The sequence below is a fragment of the Methanolobus sp. genome (assembly GCF_030682845.1).
In the GTDB taxonomy this organism is placed as follows: domain Archaea; phylum Halobacteriota; class Methanosarcinia; order Methanosarcinales; family Methanosarcinaceae; genus Methanolobus.
Map to the genome: position 1 here is coordinate 1 of NZ_JAUXNK010000070.1, position 16,759 is coordinate 16,759.

The following is a 16,759-nucleotide window of genomic DNA, read 5'->3' on the forward strand; positions in this document are numbered from 1 at the left end:
TTATCACTATATAGTGATAACAAGAATGACACAACAAGGTGGAGAAGAACAGGACGATACCCGTGCGTACATCATGGACCATCTGGGTATTCCTGGGGGTGCAGGATTCATTGGATCAGGAACTTACCTGAACGATTTGCCTTTCAGTCCCGATATGATACTGGAAGAAGGAGACATGCTCTATGTCATCGAAATAAAGTCCAGAGTAACGTTTGACGTGATATCGCGGCTGAATCTCTTCCGTGAGCTATGGCAACGGGAGAAAGGGGGTGGAAAACAAGTTGCACTTGTAGTTGCTGCGAAATACATCCCGAAGATGGAAGAAGAGCTAATGGAAAAACTGGGCATAACCACAATAAAGCTTCCCCGGTCATTTATCTCTGAAAGCAGGGAACAGTACACATCTGCCGGACACAGGATAACATCCGAGAAATCCTGGAAAGTAGTATCCCGTCTGCTGAAGGAGAAAAAGACATCAATAAGGCAACTCTCTCTAATGGAAAACGTATCCTACGGCTGGGCGCACAAGACCGTCCGGGCACTCATGCAGCAGAACATCATCAGTTCGGATAATAGTCATGTCAGCATCTCCGATGTCAACAAGCTCCTGAATGGCATTGCCTGGGAACGTCCGTTCTCCAATCTCATGATCGATAAGATACGAGTCTATTTTAAAGAATCCACAACAGCCGCAAAAGAGGTAACATCAGCCTTTGAAAACCAGAACGACATACCCTTCGGCTTCACATCCTATAATGCCGCATCACTATACACAGGTTATGGGGTGCGTCATGATGCCGTATATCTCTACATGCAGGAAGAACACCTCGGTTACTTCAGGGAACTGTTCGCGTCCGATTCTGATAAGGGAGTCCTGGCATGCATATACCGTATTGACAGGGACGTTTTCCGGGATGTCCGTGAAAAGGAAGGTATCAGGATAGTATCTCCTTCCCAGACACTGCTCGACCTGGCAGGAATGGGCTACTCTGCAATGGATATGACAAAGCAGTTGGTGTCGGTCTATGCCACAATATGAACCCACACAAAGGATAATTGCTCTTCTCTGGAAGAATTAAATGAGATTATCCGGCATCTCCATGAAAAAAATGATGATATCAAAAACCCAAATACCGTGCTCATCGGTGGCTGGGCAGTCGATTCCTATAACCCGTGGTTTGGGTCTATCGATATCGACCTTATCACAAGCAGCAGGATACGCAAGAGCATAATGTACTATCTGAGAGAAAATAGGGACTTTAAGCCCTACAGACTTCCCGGCATATCCACAAGTGTCCAGAAAATGACCGACGCTGGACCGGTGATCATCGACTTTGCTACCTGGCAGAAACCCTTTCCCTTTGAAGGAATTGATGACATCTCTCTGGATTTTCGCATCATTGAAGGAAAGACTGAAATGAGAACAATCCGTGGCGGTATTGAGATAGCCGTTCCAAACCGGGAAACATTGATCATCCTGAAACTGAAAGCTATATGGGACCGGCAGTACAGGATCGAGAATGAACTAAGCGATGACCCTCTGTGGGAAAGTGGAAAACTTGTAAAGGACAGGGCGGATGTCCTTGCACTACTCGATCCCGGTCACGGTGGCAGAGAACTGGATATATATGTGTTTGGTGAGCTGCTAAAAAAGTATCCTTTCCTTGAACGATCCTTGCGCACCGCATATGAAACAAATGAAGGACTCGAAAAATATGGCAGATTTTCGCAAAATACTGCCGAAGCTACAATAAAGCAACTATTGTCTTTGGTTCAATGAAATCGTGAAATTACAGAGTGCCAGTTGAGCGAGGTTCGCTACTCCGGTAACAGTTCCCTTGTGGAAAAGTACTGGTACGACGGAAACGACAGGCGAGTCAAAAAGCAGAACTCTGCCGGGGAATTCACCTACTACGTCAACCAGTTCTACGAGATGGAGAACGGCACAGCAACCAGCTACTTCTTCCGCGACGACGGACGCATAGCCAGGCAGACAGCCGAAGGCATGGAATGGTATCTCTCGGATCACCTGAGCAGCACTACTTTGCTTGTTAATGAAAGCGGGCTTGAAGTCGAAAGCACTGAGCATTACCCATACGGCCAAGTGCAGTCAGGTGATCTTGAAAATATGTTTTTTGCAGCCATGGCAGCTACAGAACCGGCCTCACAGAAGACCGGTCGTTTCATCCATGCCAAGCATTATGTTCATGTTCTGTATAGCTGCACCCGAGGCGCCTTTCCAGAGATTGTCCAGGCGGGAGAGCACCTGTATCTGCTCCTCGTTACCGTAAATGTAAAGGTCCAGATAGTTGGTATCGTTGCTTCCCTGCACATCAAAGGCATTATCCACCAGGTCCTTTGTCTCATCAACCGCATGAATGCGGATGAAGATAGAGTTGCCATAATACTTCTGATAGAGCTCATGCAGGCCCTGCTTCGTCTGGGGTTTTTCCAGATCCTTCATGGACAGGGGCAATGTGACCGCCAGTCCCCTTGGGTAATTGGAAACCACAGGCATGAAGATGGGTTTGACGTTCAGGCCGGAGTGGACCATGATCTCAGGCACATGCTTGTGGTTCAATCCCAACGCATACTGCCTTGGTGCTTTGTAGGCTCGCTCTTTCGTGGTCTCATAGGTTTCGATCATCTTTTTCCCGCCACCGGTATATCCGGTGATGGAGAACAGCGGGACAGCTGTTTCCCGGGAAATGATACCTTCCTCCAGAAGTGGATACAGGGCAACGATAGACGCCGTTGCATGGCAGCCGGGGTTGGAAACCCTGCTCGCTCCAGCCACCTTATCCCTGTGCGCCGCAGAGAGCTCGGGTAATCCATAAGCCCATGCATCGTTCACACGGTTAGCGGTGGATGCGTCAATGATCTTTGTGTCCGGGTTTGTGATCAGACCCACTGCCTCTGAGACCGCTTCGTCCGGCAGGCACAGGAACACCAGGTCTGCCTCATTGAGCAACTTTTTCCTTAGTTCTTTGTCGTGGCGCTTCTCATAGGGGATCTCCATGATCTCAACTTCCGGATGATCCGCCAGACGCTCGTTCACCAGCAGGCCTGTAGTCCCGTGCTGGCCGTCCACATATATCTTGTACATTGTCTTCCTCAACAGATCAGGTCGTATAATCGGCGTTGATCCTGACATAATCGTAGGTCAGGTCACAGCCCCAGGCGGTTGCGCTCTCGTGTCCCATGCCAAGGTCGGTTATGATGAAAACCTCGTCCTGGGACATGATGGATTTCAGCTGGGCCAGCGTGGCCTCGTCGTTGCGTACAACCTTACCGCTCTTCACAAGTTCCACGACCTCGGTGCCGGCTGAGAATGACAGGGAGATCTTCGTCTGGTCCATATTGGCACCGGAATAGCCGGCTGCAACCACGATACGACCCCAGTTGGGATCCTTTCCGAAGATTGCGGATTTCACCAGCGGGGAGCGAACTATTGATTTTGCAACCAGGCGGGCATCCTCCACTGTGGCTGCACCGGTTACTTTTGATTCGATAAGCTTGGTAGCGCCTTCTCCATCGACGGCGATCATCTTGGCAAGTTCGGTAAGCACAAGGTTAAGGCCGGACTGGAAATCTGCGACCTCGGGACTGATACCTGAGCTTCCCGTAGCTGTGAGCAGCGCCATGTCATTACAACTGGTGTCACCATCCACAACCACCATGTTGAAGCTCTTGTCCACGGCTGTTGTGAGAGCTGACTGCAGTTCCTTTGACGGGATCTGTGCATCGGTGTAGATAAAGGCAAGCATGGTGCCCATGTTGGGCTCGATCATCCCTGAGCCCTTGGCAATACCTGCGATACGGATACCGGATTCCATCTCAATGGCTATCTCCTTGGGAACAGTGTCAGTGGTCATGATCGCACGTGCTGCCCTCATGCTGGCTGCTGCATCCTCGCCCATGGAGTCCAGCGCTTCCTGGAGATGGGCACTGATCCAGTCGGTATCGAGTTTGCGTCCCACGACACCAGTTGAGGACACGCCTATAAGCTCCTCGTCAACTCCCAGCCGGTGTGCCAGCAGGGAAGCCATGGTCCTTGCATCAGCCATGCCCTGCTCGCCTGTGAAAGCATTGGCGTTGCCGCTGTTCACGATTACACCTGAGAGCCTGCCGGTCTTTGCCAGGCGCTCCCGTGTAAGCATTAAAGGAGCTGCAATGACCTTGTTCCTTGTAAATGCTCCGGCAGCGTTTCCTTCTGCCTTTATGACCGCAATTCCCATCTTTCCGGGTTTGATGCCGCCGGCACGTACGCCCTTTACCGCACATATACCGCCTTCAATGAAGTTCATATGATCCCTCTTATAATTTGCCAAGTCCGCGGATAATATCACCGCGGGTAACGATACCGACCATCAGGCTGCCTTCCATGACCGGAAGCCTGTTTATCTTATGTTTTGTGATGAGCGCGGAAGCCTTCTCTATGGAATCTTCCGGAGAGACCGTGTGTACTTTCTTGTTCATGATCTCTTCCACTGGCTTTGAGCCCACGTCGTCGAGCATACGTTTTGTTTCTTCCCAGTTGATCAGTTCCCTGATAGGCACCTCGAATACCTCGAACGGGCTGGGGAGCCAGAGTCCACCACGATCCGGGATCTCAAGCAACTTGAGAAGGTCACCTTCGGACACAATGCCAACGACCTTGCCTTCCTCCACAACAGGAAGCCCGCTTATGTTGTTCTGCTTGAGCAGCCGTGCAACATCCCCGATAGTATCCTCAGGGCTGCATACAACGACATCCGGATTCATCACATCTTTAACTTTCATGGATATACCTATTGCTTAATTCTATTTCAGCATTGCCAGCCTGTGCTTAAAGAACTGCTGTCATAAGACTCTCGTGGGATAACATCCCGACTCACAATAACCTTTATCTTCCTTTCTGGAACTTTATTCCTAAGTTCCACAATGCATGCCTTTTTGAATGAATCAGGTTTCAACCTGCAATCTGCATGGAGGTTCGATAAACTTCAGCTCCCGCGCAAGTATCCCGAAGAGCCGATGATTCCTGCATTTATGAGGATGTCACTGCAAGTTTATTATGAGCTGTTGAGGAAATCATGTTTCGACTACCCATAATAAGGGAAAAGTAGTATTTTGATTGATCAAAGATTGGAGATTGCTGAAGACCACCTGTGTCAACTGGTGGATTCTGAATAGCTGATACATTGATCAGAGAAGTTGCAAACAACGCATTCGTCTTTCTGCAACTCCTGATCTTTTGTAGATTTCAGTGTTCAAACCACTTATGTCTGAATTTCTTATCCAATGTAGTATGTAACCTGTACTGACATTGAAACGGTAGACTCGCCAGGCTGAATTGGAGTAGAACCTGCTGCAGAGTCCTTTGCTTCTTCCGGCATTGCGTAGTACATTCTGGGGACGCCATTCTCACTTATAGATGATGTCTGCACACCAGTTATCTCAACACCAAGGCTTCCTGCAAGCATGTTAGCCTTTGATGCTGCATCAGCAACTGCTGCATTGACAAGCTCTTCACGAAGCTCTTTTTGCATATCATTTGAAACTGAGAAGGAAATACCTCCAATCTGGTTAGCTCCGGCTGCTGTGGATCTGTCAATGATGTCGCTCAGCTTATCGAGCATTGTGGTTGTGACCTGCACGTTATTGGAAGCTGAATAAGCTACAATTGTCGGCCTACCATCATAGTTGTACACGGGATACACGGAAACATAGGAAGTCTGGATCTCCTTTTCCGGCAACCCGAGGGCCTTGAGCTCTGCGACCACGGCACTCATCAGGGCCGCATTCTCATCAGCAGCTCCCTTTGCAGTTGAATTCTGGACCAGGACGCCAATGCTCAATGTTGCGGTATCAGGCACAACTTTTTGTTCAGCGTACCCGTTCATGGAAATAGTATTTGCTATATCTTTTTCAGATGCGTTCTGTGAAACAGCGTACATCGCTGCTGACATCAGCACCAGAACAATTGAAAGTGCAATGATAACATAATAAGATTTACTTTCTTGTGACATTTTCACATTCTCCTTGTCAATGCTTTGTTAATTGACAAATATAGCCAATTATGGCAAATCATAGAAGGACCTGCACATATTAAAGAATTGTCTAAACTTCAACTACGTTTGCAGTTATGAAAGTAACAAGATACTGAAGGTAAATAATGCACAAATTAAGACTTTGTAGAAATCCTCGATATTCAGGCGATAATCAAAATTAACAGTAATTCAAAAAGTACTGTCAGATAATGAATATAATTGGCAATTTTGACTTACAGCTAGTGTTTCCGATAGGTTTTCTACAGAGCCATGCTTTTAGATATTTAAATTCTAATACCAGGGTAAGCAAAACTGGGGTATTTAAATATTTTTTGAATGTATATTTCATTTGGATTGGCAGTTCCTAGCCTACATCCAGTTTCATTCGCTACAACAAAATATCCATCTTCTCTAGGAAATACTCCATTAACGTAAGCTTCATTGTTTACTGTGTAAACCTGAAATACAACGTTATTTTTACTGTCAATTACTTCAAAGGCTGCTTGATCAAAATTCTTATCCAAAGATCTCGATGTAACCTGCCAGTTATTATCGTTGATAACTGCAATGATATCCCCCTCAGCATCTCGTATAATTGTTGAAACCTTGAGATATCCATTGTCGATTCTCACATTTAAAGGAATAGCAAAGTCGTAAGCTGAACTAAAATCAACACCATCCGGCGTATTGACCGCTGCATTACTACCTAGATAAATATTAGGGTATACTAACTTTTCAACCTGCAAGAACCCAGAGTCTTTTTCATATTTTAAACGCTCAATCTCTTGATAATAACTGTGGATGCTCAGCGATGTAAATACAATTATAAGCAGAATGCTTATTAAAGAGATTTTTTTGTGATAATCGGGTTTAATAAGCCCAGCAACGTTTCCAAGTATTGCTATAAGGCTTGACAATATAATCAATATTACTACTTGATTTATTTCCATGTGATGGATGTTATTTCATATGTATATAAGTAAGGTGGTGTTCTTTCAACAGACCTTTTTTAAAATAAGTCGATGTTTTTGAGTTAGTATGTTTGTGTCAGAGCACTCGAATCTCAACGGATAATATTATTAGACTAGGAAAAAATCCGAAACTCACAAGTAAAGGAAAGACTTCCAACAGTAGATTAAAAATATCATTTTACTTATATGCAAACTCTGCTTTTTGATTGCACTGCAACAGTGAAGGAAGTTTTCTTCCTCTTATGCAGCATAATCTGTCTATCAAAAACAAACAGTCATCAATCTTGCAGACATTCTGTCAGCAATTGCAAAAATAGGATCCGATGGTCGGCTGAACCATCCTTTAATTGTCATTTGACTTAGATTACATAAAACCGAAAAACTGCGATACTTTCATTACCACATTTGCAACTGTGTATTTGACAGTATTGACAAAACCTACAGGTTCGATCACAATCTCTCCGTTGTCCTTTGCAGCAATGAACTCCTGCAGTGGGTTCTGCGAATTAATGATGGTTCTTACTGTAGCTTCATTTGCTCCTACAACCATCGTTGCATCGAATTCGGTATTTTCATCAACTTCTTCAAATGTAGTGATATACGCGTCTTCAGTGATTGCTTTAATGTATCTCTCTTCTCCGTCATCAGTAACAATTACCAGCTGGATGACCTCGTTCCCCAGGAGGGATTTCAGGTAAGAAGGTACATATTCGGCGTTCTGGTTATACTCGTTAACCTTATTTTCGAGATCATTGACAATATCAGCGCTTGCCACCGGAATAAAGACCGTTAGCAGCAACATTAATGTAACTAATATCTTTTTCATCCACTTCCTCCGTTTGAATTTCTTATTTCTAACTCCACGGCTCTGTGAAAATTATCAGAAGCAATACCAACTGAACAGGACAAAAGAGTATTTCAATGCCTTTCAATGGCATTTCAATAACTGTCTTCTTTTATCCTGATGCAAGTACAGACGTTTTTACAGGCAGATATGTATCCCTCAGGATACTTCGCATCGTAGATATGTTACCCTTATAGTTATAGTTTTTTGAATAATTTCTAAATATATACATATTCAGATAAAATAGTATAATTATATCTTGAACGACATGATTGATTATGAAAGCAGGCATAAATAAGTGTTTTAGTCGACAACTTCAAACACTCTAAACAAATGTAAAAAATGAAGAAAATAATCAACCAACCATCTACCTTGTAGATGGTCTGTCAAAGAAAATGTTCTTCCCCCTGACGCTCAGCGGCAGTGCCATAGCCACATCTGCATCCATCATCTCAAAATAACACGCGGCAGCTCCTGCACTGTACATTATCCTGTTATCGATGCACAGGTCCTTTGCCTTTGATGCTGCACAGCCGACTGCGATTCCCAGGTCGAGGTACTTGATCATGCAATGTGGACCGGAGAACTCCTTCTTCACTTTTTTGGTTTCAAGCATGCCCTTGCATGTCTCAAAGCCGCATGCTCCACAATCAAGACCTGATGCATCGGAGGATTTGAGGCCGATGAGGACAACAGCGTCAGAATCCCTGACGTTCTTAGCATCACGCAGCAGGAACTTCATTCCCTTGATAGCGCTCAGCTCTTCCATCTTATTTGCAAGCTCTTCACGTTCCTTGCCATCCAGAAGACAGGTTACAATGTCATCGATACCTTTTCCTTTTGGTGCTGTCCTTGCAGCTACAAGGATGGTCTTTGCAAGCGACTCAATGATTTCGATTTCGGGATTGAGTTTCATGGGAAAAGGAAGGCGACAATCCTATTTATTTAATAGTTCCCAGGATTTTCCTTGCAGCTTTCCCTATGCATTTTCCTTCACAGGTTTATGGGCTTTTGCCCCTGCTGTGCTTTCTTCTCGAAGTTGATGCCTTCATTCCCCAGGACTTTGCTGATAGAGCTTTCAATTATCTCTGCAAGCTTGTCCCGGGGCACAAGAGTCACAGCAGAAAGTAGCTTCAGGTGCTGTTCGTCATTCCCGGTCTCATCCAGTATTTCCACAAATGGTTCTCCATGCACCGATGTAAGATTTGCCTTGATGAGTCCTTCCCTGAACTTAAGGGTCATCTTCACATGGCCAATGAACTCGGGGTTGATCTCCTTCAGCCGTGATTTGATTTCCTCCAGAAGATGCACCAGCATGGAAGTGATCCTGTCTGAATGCAGGTTGTCAGCTTGCAGGGAGTACTCTCCTGAATAGCTGCCAACCCCTGACATTTCAATGGAGTTCAGGTCGGCCCCTGTATGTTCCGCCTCGCTCTCCCCTGCAAGCAGATCTATGAACATGCGGAACTTGTCATCCATTTTCTTTGCAGAAAACTCGATCACCAGTGCATCGGGATTAAGCTGCATGACGGTCCTGATTACCGAAGCCACGGTTTGCGCATCCACAAGGTCGATCTTGTTAATACATACGATTTCTGATTCCTTTATCTGGTTGGCTATGAATACCGGCACCTGGCTGATCTCCATGTTTATCCTGCTGGCATCCACCAGGGAAACTACTGGAGAGAAGGAAAGATCCTCAACATCCATAAGCTCGATGTGCTCCTTTATCTGCATGGGGAAAGCTATGCCAGTAGGCTCTATTATGACAATATCGGGATTATACTCCTCTACAAGTGTCTGCAGGGTATATTCCATACTGATACGCAGGGTACAGCAAATGCAGCCACTGGTAAGCTCTTTTGTGACCAGGCCGCTGCCTGATATGGTCTCACCGTCCACACCAACCTCACCGATCTCATTGACAATTATAGCTATCTTGTGGCCTTTCTCCACAAGGTGCCTGCCAAGACTTCGCAAAGTTGTCGTTTTCCCGCTTCCAAGGAAGCCACCTATGATCATCACTTTCATCTATGTCACCTGTCCAGTACAAAAAGAGAATTGCGGGAACATGTATATGGATTGTGGTTACATCTGCCTTGCGGTTTCACTCCAGAGGCAGCAGCACATGAAAAGTGCTTCCTTTCCCTTCCTCGCTCTCAACCCATATCTTCCCCTTATGATCCTCTACTATCATCTTGCAGATATACAGGCCAAGCCCTGTCCCGCCGTATCTTCTTTTGATGGAAGAATCAACCTGATAGAACCGCCCGAAGAGATTGGGAATCTTATCTGCGGGGATGCCAATACCCGAATCACGGACATATACATGAATCTTATCATTATCTACAAAGGCACCCACCTCTACCTTTCCTCCCGTGGGAGTGAACTTGATGGCATTGTCAAGCAGGTTTACTATTACATCGACAAGCTTATCCCGGTCTCCCCTGATAAGAGGCAGGTCTTCCCTCAGATTCTTTTCAAAAGTGATGTCCTTCTTTTCAGCCTGCAGTGCAAGATCCTGTATGGAATTATCGATAATGGAAGTTATTGGCACCATGGAGAAAGAATATGTGAGCTTGCCTGCCTGCGCCCTGCTGATGTAGAGAAGAGAATCCACCAGCTTACGGAGCCTTTCAGAATTGCGCATAACCGTATCCACTGCTTTTTTCTGCTGGTCGTTTACAGAGCCCAGGGTTCCGTCAGATATCAACTGGCTGTATCCCTGGATAGAAGTTAGAGGGGTCTTGAACTCGTGGCTCACATTTGACAGGAATTCATCTTTCATCCTGTCGAGGGACTTCAGTTCTTCGTTGGCAGCTGAGAGCTCAACATTGGCCTTGTATAGTTCACTGTTGACCTGGGCCAGCTCTCCTGCATATTTGCGCAGGGTCTCATCAATCTTCTTCTGCTCGATGATCTGCCACATGCCCTCCATGAGCAGGGTCAGTTGCCTGACATCAGCCTGGTCGTAAGGACCCATCTTGTTGCCTACACCCGCGACTCCGACCACTCTTTCGCCGTCAAGTATGGGAACGCTCATATACCGCTTCATCTTAATGTGGCCCGAAGGATAGCCCTTTTTATGTGGGTCAGGTGCCAGGTAATCATTTATTATGATAGGACGCTTCTGTCGGACAGCATCTCCCCAGAGCCCTGTGGACTCGAGCAGGTAATCAAACTTCTTTTCCTCAACATCGCAATCTATCATCACGTTCCTTGACCATGAATAAATAGTAAGGACATTTCCTTCCTCATTGAGGAACGCCAGATACCCCATCTTGCTCTGGGTGAGTCTTACAGCCTCTTCCTGGACAAAATTAGCTATTTCCTTGAGAGTTTTGTTCGTTATCCTGCTTAGCTGAAGAAGTGTCTCAAGTCTCGATTCATCCAACCGCAATGCTTCTTCGGCCTTCTTACGTCCGGAAATATCCTCAAAGATGCCGATACCTCCCAGAAATTTGCCAGCCTCGGAGATATTGGGACTGAAATGACCTTTGATAGATACTGTTATGCCACTTACTGCCGTATGATATTCCCCTTCAAAATGGCCTGTCTTTCTTGAGAGCACAGCATCGACGGCTTTTCTCATGTTCTCATCTCTTACTGTCGTGACCATGTTAAAGCCGATTATGTCCTCCTTTTTCTCAAGCCCGATGATCTCAAGGTACTTTTCATTGCAGTGAGTGATGATACCGTTCTCATCGAAATGGAATATCCCAAGAGGCGAGTTCTTAAATATCAGATGGTACTTCTTTTCGGCCTCAAGGGCAGCATCTTCTGCTTTTTTTCGGTCACTGACATCTATTAGTATGCCCTGGTAATAAGCAGGTCCACCTTTTTCATCCCTTAGCAGATATGATCTCTCAGTCACCCATCTGGCCTCTCCTGATCTGGTCAGCAGCCTGTATTCTTTTGCAAAATATACCCTTCCTTCAATCTCAAGCTGTGAAACATCCTTTCTGACCATATCACGATCATCAGGGTGAATAATGTCCTCAAAAACAAGACGTCCGGAGGTGAAATCTTCAGGCATGTAGCCAAATTGTGTGATGTTCTCTGAGATAAACTCTACCGGCCAGCTACTTTCCGCACTCCAGAGAACTGCGACTACAGGACTTTTTTTATAGATGTCTCCCAATTTCTCGATAGACCGGACCTTATCCCTGAGCAACTTATGACTGATGTTCTGCTCATAGACCTTACCGATCGTACCCATCATTCCGCCATAGATGCCATCCTCATCTATCAGGGGAAGCAGGACCCCACTGTGATAAATGAATTGCCCGTCCGGTTTGATGAAAGGGAACACATCATAGCTTTTAGATTGCAGGCTTTCTTTTGCAATCTCAAAAAGTTCGGCAAAACTCAGTTCTTCTCCATTCACCTGTCGCGGTATGAACTTGACCAGCTTCTTCCCCAGCACTTCATTTTTTGGAAGACCGGATATCGATTCCATGCCTTTGTTGAAATACACGATATTGTCTTTCCTGTCAACAGCCCATACACCAGTCCAGATATTTTCAAGCATGCCATCCTGAAAACTTTTTTCCTTCAGGAATGGCTTGCAGTATGACGAGCTCTGCAGCAGGGTCCACCTGTCTTTACGCAGGATTACAGTGCCATCATGCATTCCTATTATGTCGAGCAGCTCCTGACCGGTCCTTGCTTCCTTAAGAAAGGCAAAGAGGCCAACAATACGTTTCCCACGCATTATCTCCATGCCTTTGTTCTCAAATTCCACAAAGTTCTTCCATGCTTCGTCACCGGCTATTGTGAACTTATCACCAATCCTAAGCCCGTCATAACCTTCAAATAGTGCCGCATTGTACATCGATTCCCAGGAAGCGGGAACGCTCGGTGAAGCAGACTCCTTTCCAGCAAAATAACATTCATTGCAAGGCGTGATCATCAACTGGCCGCTTTCAAGATATTTCTCAACATCAATACCCCTTTGCTTGAGAAACTTCTGTCCTTCTTCCATAGATATCTGACCGGAAACAGCCCAAACACAAAGTTCATTGTTCTGCAGACCAGCTTCAAGGAACAATGCCATTACGCTCATGAACTCCTCCGTAGTATCATACAGAAAAGAGAAGGAACTCCCCTGAGGCAGATCGAGTACAAAATCAATATCTGAACTTATTGCAGCAACACCGATGCTATTACCCCGCAGATTATGGTACTATATTAACATTATTTGTCTCTTATATGTATTTAAGCATTTTAAATATTAGAATGAGGCACACTTTCACCCAGCTTGCATCAATATTATTAACCATCCCAACAATGTAGATTCTCTCAAAAACGGACGGATGAGATGATGGGATCAAAAAAACAAATTTACCTTGCAGGCCCTCTGTTTTCAAAGGCCGAGAGAGATTTTAATATATACTTAAAGGACAGGCTGGTGGAGAAGGGATTCAAGGTATTCCTGCCTCAGGTAGACGGAGAGGATAACCTTTCATCCAGAATGCATGAGAGACAGATGTGCATCTTTGAGAACGATATCAAAGGAATAAATGAATCAGACATTATCCTTGCTGTACTTGATGGCGGCAGCGATGTGGATTCAGGGACAGCATGGGAGATGGGATACGCTTATGCCAGAGGTAAGAAGGTCCTGGGACTAAAGACTGATTTCAGGACATTCGGAGAGGAGGGCATCGTCAACCTTATGATGGAAATGTCAGTGGAAGTGCTTGCAAGGGATGTAGAAGAGATCCTGAAAGTGCTTGAGGATTACAGATAACATTTTTTGCAATACCTTTCCTTTTAAATGCACTGCTTCCGGCTCTCTATTGTTAGTGACGGACTGCAAATGATGTTCGCTCCTGCCGGCAGGATACATTCTTAATAGTTGTCAGCATTATACTTTTGAAATAATAAAATAAAGGTAGCATGCTGAAAAGGTTCACCACCCTGTTTCCGTTATGGGCCATAATGCTCTCAGCTGTTGCACTCTTCTATCCGGAGTTATTCCTTCCCTACCGGAATACCATCCCCATGCTTCTGGGTGTTGTGATGTTTGCGATGGGTATGACCCTTTCAGTAAAAGATTTCATGCTGGTTCTAAAGAGGCCGAAGGTGATCCTCATCGGAACGGCAATGCAGTATACATTTATGCCCCTGGCAGGTTTTGCTCTTTCCGGACTCTTTGGTCTTTCTCCGGAACTTACGGCAGGCTTTGTATTACTTGGATGCTGCCCCGGCGGCACAGCCTCCAATGTGATCTGCTACCTTGCCAAGGGAGATGTCGCGCTTTCCATTATGCTGACATCCGTATCGACACTGATAGCCTTTGTAATGACCCCCCTGCTCACATGGCTGTACATCGGCCAGACGATAACTGTCGATATGTATGGCATGGTCGTCAGCATCCTGCAGATAGTGGTAGTACCGGTTGCCCTGGGAATCGGGCTTAATGCTATGCTGGGATCCCGCACAGAACGCATCCGGCCTGCTTTACCTGCACTTTCTGTGATTACGATAGTAGTCATAATAGCTATCATAATGGCATTGAACAAGGATACAGTCATGTCTGCAGGAATATTAGTGATGAGTGTGGTAGCGATGCATAACCTCATCGGACTTGCAAGCGGCTATGGATTCTCCCGGATGCTAGGGCTGAGTGAAATAGAATCAAGGACAATTGCCTTTGAGGTCGGGATGCAGAACTCGGGCCTGAGCGTTGCCCTTGCGATCAAGCATTTCTCAGCTGTAGCTGCCCTTCCGGGGGCGCTTTTCAGTATATGGCATAACATCTCCGGCTCTTTCCTTGCATCATATTGGAACGGAAAGAAGATATGACAGAATTAGAAAAGAATTGAAGGGATATTATTCCTTTAAGCAGGCCTTCTCCAGAATGTCTTTTTCCACTACTTCCCCATTAGGCTCTTTTTCCGTGAATATCTGGCCTTCGAAACAGTAAACTTCGGCACCTGTGACCCAGGCATCGGGAGACAGACCCGCCTTGAGACAGGTGTGACTCAGGAACTCCACCTCATCCATCTCATTCTCCGGTGCTACCTGAGGAAGAAGCAGGCCCTGCCTGTACCCGCTCTTGATGATCAGACCGTGCCTGCCTATCTTTATTGAGGACGGAAGGTCTTTGGGGGGGACATCCATACGCTCAGGCTGAGTGAGAACCGTAACCTCCACAGTGATGTTTGTCATCTCATCTATGCGCACCGGCGGGAACCTGGGATCCCTGAATCCGGCTGAAATGGCAGAATCCGTTATTGCATACTTCAGGGCCGAATCCGCATAAGGATGACCGATACACCCCCTCAGTTCACCTTTTTTAGTCAGGGTCACGAATACCCCTCTGGGCTCATCAAATATAGCGGGAAGCTGTATCTCCGATCCGTCGATCATCTCGCCGGTCCGCAAATAAGTCTCTATGGTGTCCCTCGCCAGCCCTACAGCCTTCTTACCTTCTTCTTCCGTAAGCAATATTACCTTCTCTTCCATTACAACCACTCCCATATAACTCTTTGAGCATTCTCATCCACGATGAAAATTATCGTATTCATCTATACATTTAGAATTAGTGACTCATGGGTTATGTCTGTAACGTGTAGCGGCTTTTCTTAATGCATCGATGCCCGGCAGGACAGTGCCTGCAAGATAATCTATACATGCGCCGCCACCCGTACTCAGGTGAGAGAATCGGTCCTCATACCCCAGATTCCTTATCTCGGCTGAAATATGTCCTCCGCCTGCAATTGAATATTCAGAGTGGACTGCTGCTTTGATGATTTCATGAGTGCCCAGTGCAAACGGATCGATCTCCGAAAGACCGGCAGGGCCATTGAGAACAACGGTCTTTGCGCTCCTTATTTCCTTGGAGTATGACACTATGGTCTCCAATCCGATATCATTGATCGGGAAGTTGTCCGATGGGAGCTCATCCACCTGAACCTCTATCCTCTTTCCGTTATCGTTCAGTGCAACGTCTATCGGGAGCCCGATCTTACCGTCGAACTTTTCAAGAAGCTCTTTTCCACGCTCGATCTGTTCAAGATAGCCCTGGGATTCTATGAAATCCATATTTGCCGGACCGATATCGACCCCTGATGCTGCCAGCATGACATTGGCAACCACGCCTGTAAGCAGCACCCTGTCAACACTGCCGTTGCTCAGGACATTATCGGTTACATTGAGGGAATCATCGACCTTCGCCCCTCCGAGCACGAAAATGCATGGACATTCCCCTCCCTTGATGCCCCTGTCAAGTGAACTTATCTCTTTTTCCATTAGCCTGCCGGCCCCGCTGGGAAGGACCTCCGTGAAGCCTGTAATAGATAACTGTGATCGGTGTGATACGGCAAAAGCATCATTAAGGAACAGGTCAAACAATGGTGCGAGCTTCCTTATCATATGCGTCTGAGAGTGCGCCTTTGCAGAGCGGTCCAGGCTTTCCTCGGAATAGAACCTGACGTTCTCAAGCAGTATCACATCCCCTTTCTTCATGGAAGATATGCGTGACCGGGCATGTGTGCCAAAGATGTCTTCTACGTATTCCACTTCTTTTCCAAGGTAACGTGACAGGCGTTCAGCATGTGGTTTCATCGTGGTAAAATCACTTTTCCCGGCCCTGCTCTGGTGTGCAAGCAACACAACCCTGGCATTCTCCAGGTCTTTCAGAGTAGGTATATGGCTCTTGATCCTCATGTCATCAAGGATATTATCCTCAGGGTCCATGGGCACATTGAGGTCCACCCTCACAAGGACTGTTTTCCCTTCCACGTCAAAATCATCGATAGTAAGATAATCTCTAGCAGTCAAACTTCCATCACCACAATTTAGTCGCCTCTATCTTTTCAGGCAATATAAGTCAATATACAGAGTCTATATACATTATACCTTTATGTGATATAAATTAGTTAACTATCACATTTTGCTGTAAA

The 16,759-nt window shown here is 46.0% G+C and carries 15 protein-coding genes; 4 read left to right on the plus strand and 11 right to left on the minus strand.

The genetic code is table 11. The annotated features are described in order from the left end of the window. Together Q8J68_RS08495 and Q8J68_RS08500 are read left to right on the plus strand one after the other, a co-directional pair. Positions 1-1,039, plus strand: a 1,039-nt coding sequence (locus Q8J68_RS08495; protein WP_370867622.1) for a hypothetical protein, incomplete at its 5' end; no start/stop codon positions are given. A gap of 96 nt (positions 1,040-1,135) precedes the next feature. Next, positions 1,136-1,780, plus strand: a complete 645-nt coding sequence (locus Q8J68_RS08500; RefSeq protein ID WP_305311090.1) for a hypothetical protein — start codon at positions 1,136-1,138, stop codon at positions 1,778-1,780. A gap of 384 nt (positions 1,781-2,164) precedes the next feature. On the opposite strand, the gene argC is transcribed toward Q8J68_RS08500, so the two are convergent. The 9 genes from argC to Q8J68_RS08545 all read right to left on the minus strand — a co-directional run bounded on the left by argC (position 2,165) and on the right by Q8J68_RS08545 (position 13,023). Next, positions 2,165-3,106 (minus strand): N-acetyl-gamma-glutamyl-phosphate reductase, encoded by a 942-nt coding sequence (gene argC, locus Q8J68_RS08505; RefSeq protein ID WP_305311091.1) that lies wholly within the window; start codon positions 3,104-3,106, stop codon positions 2,165-2,167. Positions 3,107-3,122: 16 nt separating this feature from the next. Next, on the minus strand, positions 3,123-4,307 hold the full coding sequence (gene argJ, locus Q8J68_RS08510; protein ID WP_305311092.1) for a bifunctional ornithine acetyltransferase/N-acetylglutamate synthase: 1,185 nt from the start codon (positions 4,305-4,307) through the stop codon (positions 3,123-3,125). Positions 4,308-4,317: 10 nt separating this feature from the next. Further along, entirely contained in the window at positions 4,318-4,782 is a 465-nt protein-coding gene (locus tag Q8J68_RS08515) for a CBS domain-containing protein (RefSeq protein WP_305311093.1), read from the minus strand. 494 nt (positions 4,783-5,276) lie between these two features. Continuing rightward, a complete protein-coding gene (locus Q8J68_RS08520; RefSeq protein ID WP_305311094.1) occupies positions 5,277-6,011 on the minus strand; it encodes an SIMPL domain-containing protein in 735 nt (244 codons plus the stop codon). A gap of 305 nt (positions 6,012-6,316) precedes the next feature. Continuing rightward, entirely contained in the window at positions 6,317-6,982 is a 666-nt protein-coding gene (locus Q8J68_RS08525) for a hypothetical protein (RefSeq protein WP_305311095.1), read from the minus strand. Between the two features lie 385 nt (positions 6,983-7,367). Then, entirely contained in the window at positions 7,368-7,829 is a 462-nt protein-coding gene (locus Q8J68_RS08530) for a hypothetical protein (protein WP_305311096.1), read from the minus strand. A gap of 385 nt (positions 7,830-8,214) precedes the next feature. Next, on the minus strand, positions 8,215-8,763 hold the full coding sequence (locus Q8J68_RS08535; protein ID WP_305311097.1) for a ferredoxin domain-containing protein: 549 nt from the start codon (positions 8,761-8,763) through the stop codon (positions 8,215-8,217). A gap of 77 nt (positions 8,764-8,840) precedes the next feature. After that, positions 8,841-9,878 carry a GTP-binding protein gene (locus Q8J68_RS08540; protein WP_305311098.1) on the minus strand — a complete coding sequence of 346 codons (1,038 nt, stop codon included), beginning with the start codon at positions 9,876-9,878 and terminating at the stop codon, positions 8,841-8,843. A gap of 76 nt (positions 9,879-9,954) precedes the next feature. Beyond that, positions 9,955-13,023 (minus strand): PAS domain S-box protein, encoded by a 3,069-nt coding sequence (locus tag Q8J68_RS08545; protein WP_370867624.1) that lies wholly within the window; start codon positions 13,021-13,023, stop codon positions 9,955-9,957. A gap of 147 nt (positions 13,024-13,170) precedes the next feature. Here Q8J68_RS08545 and Q8J68_RS08550 point away from each other — a divergent pair, with 147 nt between their 5' ends. Then, entirely contained in the window at positions 13,171-13,599 is a 429-nt protein-coding gene (locus tag Q8J68_RS08550) for a nucleoside 2-deoxyribosyltransferase (protein WP_305311099.1), read from the plus strand. 149 nt (positions 13,600-13,748) lie between these two features. Next, on the plus strand, positions 13,749-14,657 hold the full coding sequence (locus Q8J68_RS08555) for a bile acid:sodium symporter family protein (RefSeq protein ID WP_305311100.1): 909 nt from the start codon (positions 13,749-13,751) through the stop codon (positions 14,655-14,657). Positions 14,658-14,684: 27 nt separating this feature from the next. Here Q8J68_RS08555 and Q8J68_RS08560 read toward each other — a convergent pair whose 3' ends face one another. Both Q8J68_RS08560 and pgk read right to left on the minus strand, forming a co-directional pair. Further along, a complete protein-coding gene (locus Q8J68_RS08560; protein ID WP_305311148.1) occupies positions 14,685-15,302 on the minus strand; it encodes a TIGR00296 family protein in 618 nt (205 codons plus the stop codon). A 102-nt stretch (positions 15,303-15,404) separates the two neighbouring features. Next, a complete protein-coding gene (pgk, locus tag Q8J68_RS08565; RefSeq protein ID WP_305311101.1) occupies positions 15,405-16,637 on the minus strand; it encodes a phosphoglycerate kinase in 1,233 nt (410 codons plus the stop codon). Positions 16,638-16,759 lie beyond the last annotated feature (122 nt).